We start from the raw sequence: 14,568 nt of genomic DNA, 5'->3' as shown, positions 1-14,568 counted from the left end.
GACGGGTAAGACATGTAAGAAAGTAAGATCGTAAGACGTGTAAGACAGTAAGACATATAAGACAGTAAGATGGTAAGAAGGAAAGAGAAAACGCAGCCTGATGCCCCTGAGTACTTCGTACTTCGTATCTCGTACTTTATATTATCTTATTCTGCATAAAATTTATCCTGCCGCGAATTGCAATCTTTTAAAAGTTATATTGCAATACGTTCATCAACAATACGATAACATTATGTGTGCTGCAATGAAAAAAACACGACTGCTTAATTTGCTTTTTCTTTTAATGATTTGCCAGGCCTGCAAAACAACGCAAAAGTCACAACAATCCAAAGAGGGATGGGTGCCACTGTTCAACGGAAAAGATATGAATGATTGGATAGTAAAGATCAATCATCATGAAGTGGGAGAGAACTTTGGTAACACTTTTCGGGTGGAGGATGGAATGATAAAAGTGCGGTACGATCAATACGGAGATTTTAATGACCAGTTCGCACATCTTTATTACAAAGTGCCATTTTCTTACTATAAACTTATTGTAGAATACAGATTTGTTGGTGAATTACAACGCGGCGCACCCGATTACACTTTACGTAACAGCGGTATCATGTTTCATTCACAGGACCCGCGTACAATGCCAAAGGAACAGGATTGGCCCATTTCAATTGAGTTTCAGCTATTGGGAGGATTAAGTGACGGAAAGCCAAGGCCAACCGGCAACATGTGCTCTCCGGGAACCAATATTGTTTACCAGGGAAAGCTTGATACGCGCCATTGTATTGAATCCAGTTCTAAAACTTACGATGGCGACCAATGGGTGAGGGCCGAGTTGATTGTGTTAGGTGATTCATTGGTAACGCACATCATTAACGGAGATACTGTACTCCAGTATACAAAACCCCAGATAGGAGGGAACGTAGTGCATAATTACGATCCAAAAATAAAGATAGATGGAAAAATTCTAAGCAGCGGTTTTGTCGCATTGCAAAGCGAAGGACAACCGGTGGATTTCAGAAAAGTTGAATTGCTTGATCTGTCTGATAAGATGAAAAAACGCGATTAATTAGATACGATGAGACTTTTGACATTAGTGATTGCAATTGGGCTGTTTCCATTTTTGCTAAATGCGCAGGTGATAGATGTAACAGGTTTTGGTGTGCGGCCTGATAGTTATGAAGATGCCACACAAGGCGTGCAACGCGCTATAGAAGCCTGCCGTAACAAGCCTGGTGCTGTACTTTCCTTTCCAAAAGGCAGGTATGATTTCTGGCCCACAAAGGCGCAACAGCGGAATTATTACATTTCAAATACGTCATCTGAAGAAGAGTGTCCATCCAAGATAAAAAACATCGGTTTGCTCTTTGAAAATATGCAGGATCTGACCATTGAAGGCAACGGTTCTGTATTTATGTTTCATGGGAAAATGATCACCTGGGCGTTGGATCATTGTGACAAAATACGCCTGCAGAATATTCATGTGGATTTTGAACGGCCCAGCATGTCTGAAATGACATTTAAAGAGGTAAACGATACGGTGATTATCGCTGCTATTCATCCCGATTCAAAATTTGATATACGGAACGATACACTCACATGGTATGGCGAAGAGTGGCGGACAAATCATTTTCATGCAATATTAGTGGATGATGAAAAAGGCATGGAAACATATAGTTCCTGGGGGCCCTTCTTAAAAAGCAAGGCGACAATTATTGCTCCCTTCACCGTTAAATTCAGTGGAGATTTTTCAAAAAATAAATTTGCAAAGGGACAGGTGCTCACCGTCCGCGATCCTGTTCGCGATCATGTTGGTGCATTTATCAATCAGTCTAAGAACATCAACCTTTATAATGTAAACATGCATTATATGCACGGTCTGGGAATTGTTGCGCAGTTTAGTGAGAACCTGCATTATGATTCTGTGACTGTAGCACCTACAGAAAAGAGTGGAAGAATGATCGCTGCTTTTGCAGACGGAGCACATTTTTCAGGCTGTAAAGGTGATATTCTATTAGAGCGTTGCCATTTTAAAGGGCTTCACGATGATCCCGTAAATGTACACGGCACTCATCTGCAAATCACAAAGATCATCAACCCTACTTCCGTAATTGTTCGCTTTATGCATCCGCAGACTTATGGAATGGAGGCATTCTTTAAAAGCGACAGCGTTGCGCTTGTTCATTCTCCTTCTTTACAGATCTATGGTTATAACATCGTAACCAATGCCAAACTTATTTCAGAAAAAGAAATGAAGGTAGATTTGTCAGGCCCCTTAACCGCTGCAACAAAAATTGGGGACTGCCTGGAGAATATAACATGTACACCAAATCTAACGGTGCGGAATTGCCGTTTTGAACGAACCAATACGCGTGGTTTGTTAGTGACAACGCGCGGGAAAGTGGTCATAGAAAACAATGTTTTTTTCCGTACCGGCATGCATGCTATTCTGATTGCAAATGATGCAACCAGCTGGTTTGAGTCAGGTCCGGTGCAGGATGTGTTGATCAGGAATAATACGTTTGAAGACTGTGGCTATAATTCAGGTGAAGGAAATTATACGATTGCAATTGCACCGGAAAACCATCAACCTGCAGATAAATACTGGGTGCACAAAAATATACGTATAGAAAACAACACATTTAAAGTCTATGATTATCCTGTTCTTACAGCCAGAAGTACCAACGGACTAAGCTTTGTGAACAATACCATTTTAAATACCGGATTTCTACCCGCAAAAGCTCACCGTGCGTCTATAGTGACAAATGCATGCACAAATGTCAATATAAAAGCAAATCGGTTTGAGTGGCCGCAAGATCCCGTTATAAACAGGCAAAACATGAAAGCTTCTGATCTGCACTCCGATATAAAATAATCAGTGAGTGGTATTGAATGAAGTGCGGGTTCTTCCGGTGCGTCTGTTAAAGTAAAATAAAATTGGCTGTCCGAATAGGGGTAGGTTATTAATTGGTTGTTGAAAAAAAAGATCATGCGCAGGTTGTAGCCATGGTTCTTTTCAACAAACGCTAGTTTATGAAACCCGTTAACGTACATCGATCCTTACAAAATTTAGCCTGTAAATCATTTAATGTATGCCGTGTTCTTGCATACGCGACTTTTTGTTTTGTTGTGTTTGCGTACACTGATCTATATGCCAGGAAATGGGAAGACAGCACGCGTTTTCCCGTGCCTAAAGGAGAAAATCTTTTATTCTTTTTGCAACGCACCAAAGATGCGAATACGGTTATTTATGAACTCAATTTTAAATCTAAAGGTGTATTGGATACAGAGAATCCCGTAAAAACCTCATGGATCCGTTACACCGAAAATGGCAGACGCAAAGAGCTGAATGCTATTGAAGAAAAATTTGCTTATGGCGTTGTATCGCGCTATTCCGGTGATGATCAGTACGAAATACGTCTTGCTGCATACAAGAAAATGCCGTTGCTATTAAAACGATCTGCAACAGATAATAAATACCATATTTTTTTGGCATGCGGAGACAAAGAATCTTTACTCACCCGGGTTTTTGTACAGGTGAATGGCGGATCATTCTGGAATCCCAAAGTGGAGTATATAGATATTACAACAACAGATATTTCAACGGGCAGGGAGTTTGTGCGTCGCATAAATCCCTGACCGTAATAGGCTATTGTTATTTTTTGCTGATGCGGTAAAGTCTTCCCTGTAGTTCATCTGTCACTGCATACAAGGCACCATCAGGCCCGGCTTTGACATCTCTGAACCGTTGATTCTGGTCAGTTAACAATCTTTCTTCACCGGTAACCCTGTTGTTGTTTATGATTAGCCTGACAATATGTTTGTCTTTAAGAGAAGCAACAAAAAGATTATCCTGCCACTCTGTAATCACACTACTGGAATAGAATGTCATTCCACTGGGAGCTATTGCAGGATCCCAGTAATATACAGGTTGCCGCATATTGTCCTGTGCAGTTTTTCCTCCGTTAAGGGGTGTGCCGTCATTATCCAGGCCATATGTTATTACGGGCCATCCGTAATTGGCTCCGCGTTTTATGATATTGATTTCGTCGCCACCTGTTGGTCCATGCTCACTTTCCCAAAGTTCACTGGTTGCAGGATTGATCACCATGCCTTGAGGATCCCGGGAGCCAATGCTCCATATTTCACCTTTGGTAGTTGATGTTGTTTTGTAGGGATTTCCTGCTGCAGGCGTACCATCTTTATTGATCCGGACAACTTTACCGATCGATGAGTTCAGTTGTTGTGCCTGTACGCGTATACTATCATCATGCCTGTCCCCAAGGCATACATATAGCAATCCCTGGTAAAGCAACAAACGAGATCCGAAGTGCTGCAAACCGGTGTAAGAAGGTGTTGCACGGTAAATAACTTTTACATTGTCAAGCTTTGTTTCGTCAGCAGATAAATTTGCCCTGGCTACAGCCACCGTATATTTTGTTCCGGATGCTTCTACATAAGTCCAGAATAGTTGGCGATTGGTACTAAAATTTTCATCTGTTATAACATCCAGTAGACCGGCTTCGGCCTGGTATTTTACTGCCGGAAGATTTAATAAGGGACTCGACACAATGCCGGTGGTTGTTATAATACGCATGTTGCCGGATTTTTCAGTTACCAGCATCCGGCCATCCGGTAAAAATGCAATTGACCAGGGATGATTTAATGTTCTGGCCAGGATGGTTACGTTTAATGGCGTTTGCGTTTTGGCTCCCGGAGATCTTGTCTGACCGTAAAAAGCCGGCTTTTGAGTAGGAGCGTTGGGGGGAAGTGTTTCAACCGGTGGATAGGCCATAGCAACTACGCGTTCATTTGCAGATGTAACAGCATCTTTAGAATGTTCATTTGAAGGCTTGGTGCAGGCATAAAAATAAAATGGAAGAGACAGGGTGAATAATAAATAAATGCTCTTTTTAAGGTGTTGTAACATAATTAGCTTTTTTAAAGGTGGAAATTGTTAGAGCCCGTAAAGTTAAAACGGGGCTGCATATCAGGACATTAAAAGTGGACGATCCCTCACAGATGGTTGTATGGAACTGAATTTCGCTATTTTAAATAATAAAGCTATTCTTAATGTCAGCTTAATGAATTTTAATATTGTACGAAAGGGATGTAATGTAAATTCGTGCCTACTTAAATTCAATCGACCATGGAAACCGGGTTGTTCACTTACGTTGTTGTAGCCCTATTAATCCACCTTGTGATAATTGTTTTAGGACTCCGCGTTATCAAAAACATTAAGAAAAGAGAATCGGAAATCTTCGATATTATTCAGCATTCAACCTTTGAAAAGGATCTTCGAAACTAGCAATTCTCAAGCGCTTTATCCTATCATCTATTTGGTGATGCTGTTATACAAGTATAGGTTGTGCTTTCAACCTTAGTACTTTATGTCAGGAATCAATTAGAAAGTAAGGAGCAAAACTGAGACCAGGTACTTCGTAAATCGTAAATCGTACTTGTGCACACCCCGTATATCAATAATCGAATTAGAAAATAAGGATGAAGGCCTGTGATTAAGTACTTCGTACTTCGTAAATCGTACTTAATAACTCCACTGCCTCTTAAAAATCCGGTCAAAATTAGCATGTTATAACGCACATGCATTTGTGAAACTATTTTCCACAATCTTTTGCATTTTCAAAAAATGTATTAATTTAATAGTATCATTTAAGTAGCTCTCTAAAAATTTTTTATGAACACTGTTCGTGATATCCTACATAAGAAGGGTAATACAGTGTACGGGGTTAGTCCTGACAGTTCCGTGTATGACGCTTTGGAAGCACTGGAAGAAAAAAATTTAGGCGCTCTCGTTGTAGTAGAAAATGGAAAGCTGATTGGAGTCTTCACAGAAAGAGATTATGCCCGTAAAGTTATCCTTAAAGGTAGATCCTCTAAAGAGACACTGGTAAGGCATATTATGTCCAGCCGCCCGGTATTTGTTACTCCCGACACAACTATTGAAGAATGTATGCAAATGATGACTGAAAAATTTATCCGTCATCTACCCGTATTGAATAGCGAAGAAGAATTAATCGGCCTTGTTTCCATTGGTGATGTTGTAAAGTACATCATTTACGAAAAGGATTTTATTATAGAACACCTGGAAATGTACATCAGAAGCTAAATACGTACGGAACATACTGTATTTGAAACGGCGATTTAATTGCGCCGGATTATAGGTTATTGCAAAAAAAAAACGATATGCCTGCAAGTAATAACCATAGTGAAATTTTGTGGCCTTTTCTGCTTTACACAGTACTGGTGGTATTGTTGCTGGTTCTTATTTTGTCGTTGTCTTACATATTAGGTCAAAGACATAAGGACAGACAAACAGATCTGCCATATGAGGGCGGTGTACAACAAACCGGTACTGCACGTATCCGTTTTTCTGCTCAGTTCTATCTTGTCGCTATGTTATTTGTAATATTTGATGTGGAAGCGGTGTTTCTTATGTTGTGGGCGCTTGGCTTTTATGAGCTCGGGTGGGCAGGATATATTGGCGCGTCAATATTCATTGTTCAACTTGTTGTTGTACTTATATATGAGTGGGGCATAGGTGCTTTGGATTTTGGTCCGGATGGTTTAAAGATCATCAAAGCAATGAAGAAGTTATAGCTCATGAATTTATGGTTCAGATTAATTGAAGCCTGATTAGTAAAAAACAGAAAGCCTGCCACTGACAGCAGACAACTTATAGCTTATGAAATGGTGGTTAAGCAAAACAAACAATGATACCGGTAGCTTCAACGGAAACGGAAGCATGGAAGAGGCCGTGAGTAAAAGCGTGATGCTCACAACGGTGCAGGATTTGCTTGCATGGGGAAGAAAAAATTCCATGTGGCCCTTTCACTTCGGATTGAGCTGCTGCTTTGTAGAAATGGCTACAAGTATAACCAGTAAATATGATGTGGCGCGCTTTGGTGCAGAAGTTATAAGAGGTACGCCACGTGAGGCCGATGTGATGGTGATTGCAGGTACAGTGTTTATTAAAATGGTGCCTATAATAAAAAGATTACACGAACAAATGATGGAACCACGATGGGTTATTTCGATGGGTAGTTGTGCAAACAGTGGGGGCATGTATGATATCTACAGCGTGGTTCAGGGTGTCGATAAATTTTTACCCGTTGATGTTTATGTTCCGGGTTGTCCGCCGAGGCCTGATGCCTTTATGCAGGGACTTGTACTGTTAGGCGAAGCCGTTAAGAGTGAGAGAAGGCCATTGAGCTGGGTTATAGGTGATCAGGGCGTGGAAAAACCCAAATTAATGCCCATGAAAGACAAACGACGTGAAGAAAGAATGAATATGGTAAACTTCAGGCCTGTTGATGAGGTGTGATTGAAGTGAATAGTGAATGGTGAATAGTGAAAAATGCCGGCTTCCAACTGTTTACAAAGGCGGTGTTTAAGGGGTTACTGATCGTAAAGGAATTTGACCTGCGAGGCGTTATCGTTAAAATTCATCTTCAAGACAAGTAGTAAAGCAAAAATGAATTGTCAGGAATGAATAGGAAATAAAAGTGTTTGCAAAAACAAACCTGCAACCATTCGCTATTCGCCATTGACTATTTCAAAGAAAGGATGTTAAGTAAAAAAAGAATTGTCAGAAATGAATAGGAAATAAAGTGTTTTGCAAAAACAAAACCTGCAACACCATTCACTATTCACCATTGACCATTCACAATTATTATATGTCTGATGCTTCTGCCATATTAACTTCATTGCATCAACAATTTGATGCAGTTACATTTGTTCCGCAACAAACGGTAGACAATATAGATACATTGTGGCTGCCAAAGGAAAACATAGTGGCAGTTGTACGTTATCTTAAAAATACCATCAGCGCTCCCTTCAACCTGTTGTATGATCTGTGTGGGATTGATGAGCGTGACAGGATGGGTAAAGAAAAACTTCCCGCAAAAGACTTCACCGTAATTTATAGTCTGTTTTCTCTTGACCGCAATAAGTTCATTCGTTTAAAGGTAGCGCTGGAAGGAGAATATCCTTCAATTCCTTCAATAACAAGTCTGTTTAAAAATGCCAATTGGTATGAGCGTGAAGTGTACGACATGTTCGGGATCAAATTCGAAGGTCACCCACATTTGCAACGTATTCTTATGCCGCTTACATGGCAGGGACATCCGTTGCGCAAGGAACATCCGGCAAGGGCAACCGAAATTGGTCCTTACCGTTTGATCAATGAAACTATCGATCGCGAACAGGATGCGTTGCAATTCAAGCCGGAAGAATGGGGCATGAAGAGAGAAAGTGACGATGCTGACTTTATGTTCCTCAACATAGGACCGCAACACCCCGGTACGCATGGCGTATTACGTATTGTGCTGCAGCTGGATGGAGAAGATATTGTCGATGCAGTTCCTGAAATTGGCTTCCATCATCGGGGAGCGGAAAAGATGGGCGAACGGCAAAGCTGGCACACATATATACCTTATACAGATCGCATTGATTACCTCGGTGGGGTAATGAACAATCTCGCTTACCTGCTTGCAGTTGAAAAGCTGGCTGGTATTGAGGTGCCTGACAGGGTCAAAGTGATCAGGGTAATGTTATGCGAGTTGTTCCGCATTTCGAGTCACCTTGTTTGGTTCGGCACTTTTGCCCAGGATGTTGGTCAACTTTCTCCGGTGTTTTACATGTTTACGGATCGTGAAAAAGTCTTTGATATAATAGAAGCTGTATGCGGCGGACGAATGCATCCAAACTGGTTTCGCATCGGTGGCGTTGCCCAGGATCTGCCAAAAGGATGGGACGGTTTGGTGCGTGATTTTGTAAAATATTTTCCTCCCAAGATAAAAGAGTATACCAACATGGTTATCCGCAACAGCCTGTTCAAAGGCAGAACCAAAGGTATTGGTGTATATACGTTGGATGAAGCTATAGAATGGGGTGTAACGGGACCGGGTTTGCGTGCGTGCGGACTTGACTGGGATTTCAGAAAAAAGCAACCTTATTCCGGATATGAGATGTTTGATTTTGAGATTCCGACTGCACAAAACGGTGACTGTTTTGATCGTGCCGTAGTTCGCGTTGAAGAGTTATGGCAAAGCCTTCGTATAATAGAACAATGTTTGAATAACATGCCCGAAGGCAATTATAAGGCAGATCACCCCCTCACAACTCCGCCATTGAAAAAGTATACAATGCAGGATATAGAAACGCTGATCACGCATTTTTTGAATGTAAGCTGGGGACCGGTTATTCCTGCAGGAGAAGCAATGAGCTGCATTGAAGCAACAAAGGGTGCCAACAGTTATTATCTCGTAAGCGATGGTAATACGTCATCATACAGAACGCGCATAAGAACTCCGTCATTTCCGCATATGCAGATGGTGCCTTATGTAAGCAAAGGCTACACCGTTGCCGACTTGCTGTCCATTTTGGGAAGTGTGGATTTTGTGCTGGCGGACATTGACCGGTAGTGTGCGAATGTGCAAATAGGTAAATGTGCAAATGCTGATGCAGGACTGTCGGATAGATTGTATGTGAAGAAGACAATTATCCACTCCTCAATAAAGGATTTGAGGTGAGGTTTGGCAAATAAGTGAAATGATAACCTGATAAACAAAAGCTGATAGCTCATAGCTGACAGCTGACAGCTCAACAATGCATGAAACAAAATATATAACCGGAAAAAAGCAGGCTGACCATTTAAAAGAAATGGACATTATACGGGAACATATAGCACACAACGCACCGCTTAGTGAAAAGGAGAAGCATGAAATTGATCATGAGGTAAGCCTTGTGCCATTTAAGAAAGCTGCAGTTATTGAAGCATTAAAGATTGTTCAGAAATACAGACGTTGGGTTAGTGATGAAAGTGTCGAAGCTGTTGCTCAATATCTTGAAATGAGCGCAGCAGAAGTAGACAGCGTGGCCACCTTCTATAATTTAATTTATCGCAAACCCGTTGGTAAACATGTGATATTGTTGTGCGACAGCATTTCATGTTACGTAATGGGCTATGGAAAAATATACCAGGCGTTGCAAAAGCAATTGAATGTTCAATTTGGCCAGACAACAAAGGATAATGTGTTCACTTTGTTGCCAAACGTGTGCCTGGGGTGTTGTGATCATGCGCCGGCAATGATGATTGATGAAGATTTATATGAAGATGTAAAAGAAGATCAGCTTTTGGAAATTTTGAAAAAGTATAGCCAATGAAAATGTGCAAATATGCAAATGTGCAGATGTGTAAATGTGCGGATGTGTACTACATGAATAGTCGTTATTTAAGGACAACAATCCCTTCTACTCTTTTAGAATAAGATAGGGTGCTGTCTAAAGTGTATCGCTTTTTTACTTTTTACTTTTCCTGCCCGACTGAAGCCGTTCAGGCGGGGAATTTAAACTTTTACTTCTATGGAACAGCCGCTAACCAAACATATCGTTCCGGGAAAATCACTCAGCCTGAAAGAGTATGAGCAGACTGGCGGCTATGCTGCAGTGCGAAAAGCCGTAAAAAATGCTTCTCCGCAGGACGTTCAACAGATAGTAAAAGATAGCGGACTGAAAGGCCGCGGTGGCGCGGGTTTCAGCACCGGCATGAAATGGAGCTTTGTTCCGATGGATGACAGTGCCAGGCACCCAAAATACCTTATTTGCAATGCTGATGAAATGGAACCGGGTACTTTTAAGGACCGTTTGCTTCTGGAAGGTAATCCGCATCAGCTAATTGAAGGAATGATCCTCGCAGCCTATGCAATTAAGGCCGATATCTCGTATGTATTCCTTCGCTGGGCCTACAGAAAAGCAGCAACGTTAATGCAAAAAAGTATTGAAGAAGCTTATGCGGCAGGTTACCTGGGCAAGAATATTCTCGGTACAGGCTGGAATCTCGAAATGCATTTACATACAGGTGTGGGCCGTTATATCTGTGGTGAGGAAACTGCGTTATTGAATGCGCTCGAAGGCAAGCGTGCCACACCCAGATCCAAACCGCCTTTTCCACAAGTGAGCGGTTTGTACGGAAAGCCAACAATAGTAAATAATGTAGAAACGCTTTGTTGCCTGCCGCATATTATCAATAACGGCGCAGTATGGTTTAAAGGGTTGAGTGTAAGTGAAGACAGCGGTACCAAGTTATATGGCGTGAGTGGAAAAGTAAAACGTCCCGGAGTATGGGAACTGCCATTAGGCACAACTATGCGTGAGATTATTGAAGACCATGCTGGCGGAATGGTAGATGGTTATAAGCTGAAAGGAGTACTACCCGGAGGGGCTTCAACAGACTTCCTGACTGAAGAACATCTCGATATAAAAATGGACTACATATCAGTGGCTGCTGCAGGAAGCAGATTGGGCACCGGTACAATGATCGTGATGGATGATGCCACGTGTCCTGTTGGTTTTGTGCATAATCTCCAGCATTTTTTTGCACAGGAAAGTTGTGGATGGTGTACGCCCTGTCGTGAAGGATTGCCCTGGGTTGAGCGGATCTTGCTGGGCCTTGAAAAAGGTTCGGGGTCAAATGAAGATATTGATCTGTTGCTAATGCATACGCAGTATCTCGGGCCGGGTAATACTTATTGTGCATTGGCGCCGGGAGCGATGGAGCCGTTACAAAGTGCATTAAAGTATTTCAAAGAAGATTTTATTAAGCATATAGAAAAACATGAGTGTCCATATACAGGTTGATGCATATGTGTCCTACACCTCAAAGGTGTAGGACACATATGCACTCAGCGAAGTCTTAAATTTTACGGGTAATGAGTGGCAGCAGCTACAACATAGCTAAAAACTGACTCCTATGGTTATTCACATCGATAACAAAGAATACAATATCAAGTCCGGCAAAAATCTGCTGGAGGCTTGCCTTTCAGTAGGACTCGACCTGCCTTACTTCTGCTGGCATCCGGCAATGGGAAGCGTTGGAGCTTGCAGGCAATGTGCAGTTAAAGTATATAAAGATGAGAATGACACAAAGGGCAGGCTCGTTATGAGTTGTATGGAAGGAGTTAAAGATGGACTTTATCTTTCAATAGAAGATAAGACAGCTAAAGAATTTCGCGAGCAGGTAATTGAATGGCTGATGACGAATCATCCGCACGATTGCCCGGTATGTGATGAAGGAGGTGCTTGTCATTTGCAGGATATGACGGTAATGACTGGGCACGACTACCGCAGATTTAAGTACAAGAAAAGAACATACACCAATCAATATCTCGGTCCGCTGATTCATCATGAGATGAACCGTTGCATTCAGTGTTACCGTTGCGTACGTTACTATCGCGACTATGCAGGCGGCGATGATCTAAATGTTTTTGCGGCACACAACCATGTATATTTCGGAAGAGAAAAAGATGGCGTATTGCAAAGTCCGTTCAGCGGAAATCTTTCAGAAGTATGTCCTACCGGCGTTTTCACTGATAAGACGTTAAAGGAACATTACACCAGAAAATGGGACCTCACTATGTCGCCTTCTGTTTGTAATCATTGCAGCGTGGGTTGCAATACGATTGCTGCAGAACGCTATGGTGAACTGCGCTGTATTTTAAACAGGTATAATGGCGATGTGAACGGTTATTTCTTATGCGACCGCGGACGATTTGGATATGAGTTTGTCAACAGCGAAAACAGGATAAAACGTGTTATTATCCGGAACCGTGCAGGGGAGGCGTCAACAGAAGAAGAATTGATGCAGCATTTGCAGCCGCTGGTTTCCATGAGTAAAATTATTGGCATTGGATCGCCGAGGGCATCACTAGAAAGCAATTTCGCTTTAATGCAACTGGTAGGTAAACAAAATTTTTACCAGGGCATTAGCGAAGATGAAGCGCATTTAAACAGGGTGTGCATAGATGTATTGCAATCGGGAAGTGTGCACAGTGCATCACTAAAAGAAATTGAGCAGGCCGACGCGGTGTTGGTTGTAGGAGAAGATATCTGGAATACAGCACCAATGATGGCGCTGGCCGTTAGGCAGGCTGTGGTAAAAACTGCCGGTGCAGAAGCTTCGCAACATGTACAAATTCCTGTGTGGCTGGATTCAGCAATAAAGGAACTTGCGCAGGAAGACAAAGGTTTTCTTGCAGTACTTAATGTGTCTGCATCTCCATTGGACGAGCTGGCCACTCACGCGTGGCACGCAACGCCCGATGATCTGTCGAGGGCTGCTTTTGCAATTGCAGCTTATCTGCAGCCGGGTAAACTACAGGCTGATAATTTCAGCGAAGAATTAACCAATCAGGCAAAAGCAATCGGGGAGGCGTTAAAGCAGGCAAAAAATCCGGTTATTATTACAGGCGTTTCCAGTTATAATGATAATGTGATTAAAGCTGCGTTTGATATCGCCGCGTCGTTAAATACTGCAGGTAGAAAAACGGGTATGGCATGTGTGATGACTGAATGTAATAGCATGGGACTGGCACTAATGGATGCGCCGGCCTTCAATCATGCAATGGATAGCGTAAGGCCCAACGGACATGCCACGGCTGTGATACTGGAAAATGATCTTTACAGGCACCTAACACCCAACCTGGTTGATAATTTTTTAAACAAATGCGATCATATTATCGTACTGGATTCTTTACATAATTCTACTACTGAAAAAGCCAGTGTGCTGTTACCTGCTGCAACGTTTGCAGAGGGAGACGGAACATTGGTGAACAATGAAGGTCGCGCACAACGTTTTTTCCAGGTTATACCCAATGCCGATACACAGGTAAAAGAAAGCTGGCAGTGGCTATGGAAGATGCAGATGCTAAGGTCTCAAAAAGTAAATGGTCATGTATTACATCCCGATGAACTGTTGCAAAAAATGGAGACCGATATGCCACAGTTTAAAGGAATTACAAGCGTTTCACCGGGTCACGATTATACTATTCACGGAGAACGAATCCCCCGGGAGCCCCACAGGTATAGCGGAAGAACAGCTATACAAGCCAACAAGAATGTAAGTGAACCAAAGCCGTTTTATGATGGAGATTCACCTTTGTCCTTTACTATGGAGGGCTTCAAGGGCGTGCCACCGTCATGGGCAGTTCCTTTCTTCTGGGCACCCGGTTGGAACTCTGTGCAGTCTGTTGCTAAATACCAGGATGAACCTAATGGTTCATTAAAAGGAGGGAATCCTGGCGTGCGTTTGTTACAGGATAAAAAGAAAGAAAATGCTGATCTTTTCTTTAAAGACGTTCCTGAACAATTTGTGATAACAAAAGATAAATGGCTGTTGCTTCCTAAGTTTCATGTGCTTGGTTCCGGTGAATTAAGCGGTTATACAAAGGCACTTGAAGTGCTTTCGCCCGAACTTTTTGCTATCATTTCGCCAAAGAGCGCTGAAGCGCTAAATGTAAAAGAAGGAGACATGCTTCAACTAACGGACGCCGGTATTGCTTATGGCTCATTGCCCGTAAAAGTGCTGGACAACATGTGTGATGGTGTTGTGTTTGTAAATGCAGGATCGCGCGGCACGGTTGGTATGAACTGGGGAACAAGAATAAACCTCGCGAAGGTCAATTGAAAATTGACAATGTTTATCAGGCTTTAATTATGATTATTAAACCAGGCAACAAGAAAGCTGACAGCTAATTGCTGATAGCTAAATCTCAAAGCTAA

The 14,568-nt window shown here is 42.1% G+C and carries 11 protein-coding genes; 10 read left to right on the top strand and 1 reads right to left on the bottom strand.

Features of this window, described 5'->3' with window-relative positions:
• Window positions 1–244: 244 nt before the first annotated feature.
• The 3 genes from QTN47_RS07330 to QTN47_RS07320 all read left to right on the top strand — a co-directional run bounded on the left by QTN47_RS07330 (window position 245) and on the right by QTN47_RS07320 (window position 3,630).
• Window positions 245–1,060 carry a 3-keto-disaccharide hydrolase gene (locus QTN47_RS07330; protein WP_369328696.1) on the top strand — a complete coding sequence of 272 codons (816 nt, stop codon included), beginning with the start codon at window positions 245–247 and terminating at the stop codon, window positions 1,058–1,060.
• Window positions 1,061–1,069: 9 nt separating this feature from the next.
• Entirely contained in the window at window positions 1,070–2,866 is a 1,797-nt protein-coding gene (locus QTN47_RS07325) for a right-handed parallel beta-helix repeat-containing protein (RefSeq protein ID WP_369328695.1), read from the top strand.
• 158 nt (window positions 2,867–3,024) lie between these two features.
• Entirely contained in the window at window positions 3,025–3,630 is a 606-nt protein-coding gene (locus QTN47_RS07320; RefSeq protein WP_369328694.1) for a DUF4833 domain-containing protein, read from the top strand.
• 16 nt (window positions 3,631–3,646) lie between these two features.
• Here the strand turns inward: QTN47_RS07320 and QTN47_RS07315 are convergent, their stop codons facing one another.
• Entirely contained in the window at window positions 3,647–4,921 is a 1,275-nt protein-coding gene (locus QTN47_RS07315; protein ID WP_369328693.1) for a PQQ-dependent sugar dehydrogenase, read from the bottom strand.
• A 765-nt stretch (window positions 4,922–5,686) separates the two neighbouring features.
• On the opposite strand from QTN47_RS07315, the gene QTN47_RS07310 reads away from it, so the two are divergent.
• The 7 genes from QTN47_RS07310 to nuoG all read left to right on the top strand — a co-directional run bounded on the left by QTN47_RS07310 (window position 5,687) and on the right by nuoG (window position 14,473).
• Window positions 5,687–6,118: a CBS domain-containing protein gene (locus QTN47_RS07310; RefSeq protein ID WP_369328692.1), complete on the top strand. Its 432-nt coding sequence runs from the start codon at window positions 5,687–5,689 to the stop codon at window positions 6,116–6,118.
• A gap of 77 nt (window positions 6,119–6,195) precedes the next feature.
• Complete coding sequence (locus tag QTN47_RS07305; RefSeq protein ID WP_369328691.1) at window positions 6,196–6,609, top strand: NADH-quinone oxidoreductase subunit A; 414 nt, start codon at window positions 6,196–6,198, stop codon at window positions 6,607–6,609.
• Window positions 6,610–6,694: 85 nt separating this feature from the next.
• The gene (gene nuoB, locus QTN47_RS07300) at window positions 6,695–7,333 is read left to right on the top strand and encodes an NADH-quinone oxidoreductase subunit NuoB (RefSeq protein WP_369328690.1); all 639 of its coding nucleotides are present in this window, start codon (window positions 6,695–6,697) and stop codon (window positions 7,331–7,333) included.
• Between the two features lie 352 nt (window positions 7,334–7,685).
• The gene (nuoC, locus tag QTN47_RS07295; RefSeq protein ID WP_369328689.1) at window positions 7,686–9,434 is read left to right on the top strand and encodes an NADH-quinone oxidoreductase subunit C/D; all 1,749 of its coding nucleotides are present in this window, start codon (window positions 7,686–7,688) and stop codon (window positions 9,432–9,434) included.
• Window positions 9,435–9,618: 184 nt separating this feature from the next.
• Window positions 9,619–10,176, top strand: a complete 558-nt coding sequence (nuoE, locus tag QTN47_RS07290) for an NADH-quinone oxidoreductase subunit NuoE (protein WP_369328688.1) — start codon at window positions 9,619–9,621, stop codon at window positions 10,174–10,176.
• Between the two features lie 198 nt (window positions 10,177–10,374).
• Window positions 10,375–11,649 carry an NADH-quinone oxidoreductase subunit NuoF gene (gene nuoF / locus QTN47_RS07285; protein ID WP_369328687.1) on the top strand — a complete coding sequence of 425 codons (1,275 nt, stop codon included), beginning with the start codon at window positions 10,375–10,377 and terminating at the stop codon, window positions 11,647–11,649.
• A gap of 112 nt (window positions 11,650–11,761) precedes the next feature.
• The gene (nuoG, locus tag QTN47_RS07280) at window positions 11,762–14,473 is read left to right on the top strand and encodes an NADH-quinone oxidoreductase subunit NuoG (RefSeq protein WP_369328686.1); all 2,712 of its coding nucleotides are present in this window, start codon (window positions 11,762–11,764) and stop codon (window positions 14,471–14,473) included.
• Window positions 14,474–14,568: the final 95 nt, after the last annotated feature.

Source organism: Danxiaibacter flavus (genome assembly GCF_041060425.1).
Classification (GTDB): Bacteria; Bacteroidota; Bacteroidia; order Chitinophagales; family Chitinophagaceae; genus Danxiaibacter; species Danxiaibacter flavus.
This window is presented reverse-complemented; position numbering and strand designations above follow the sequence as displayed.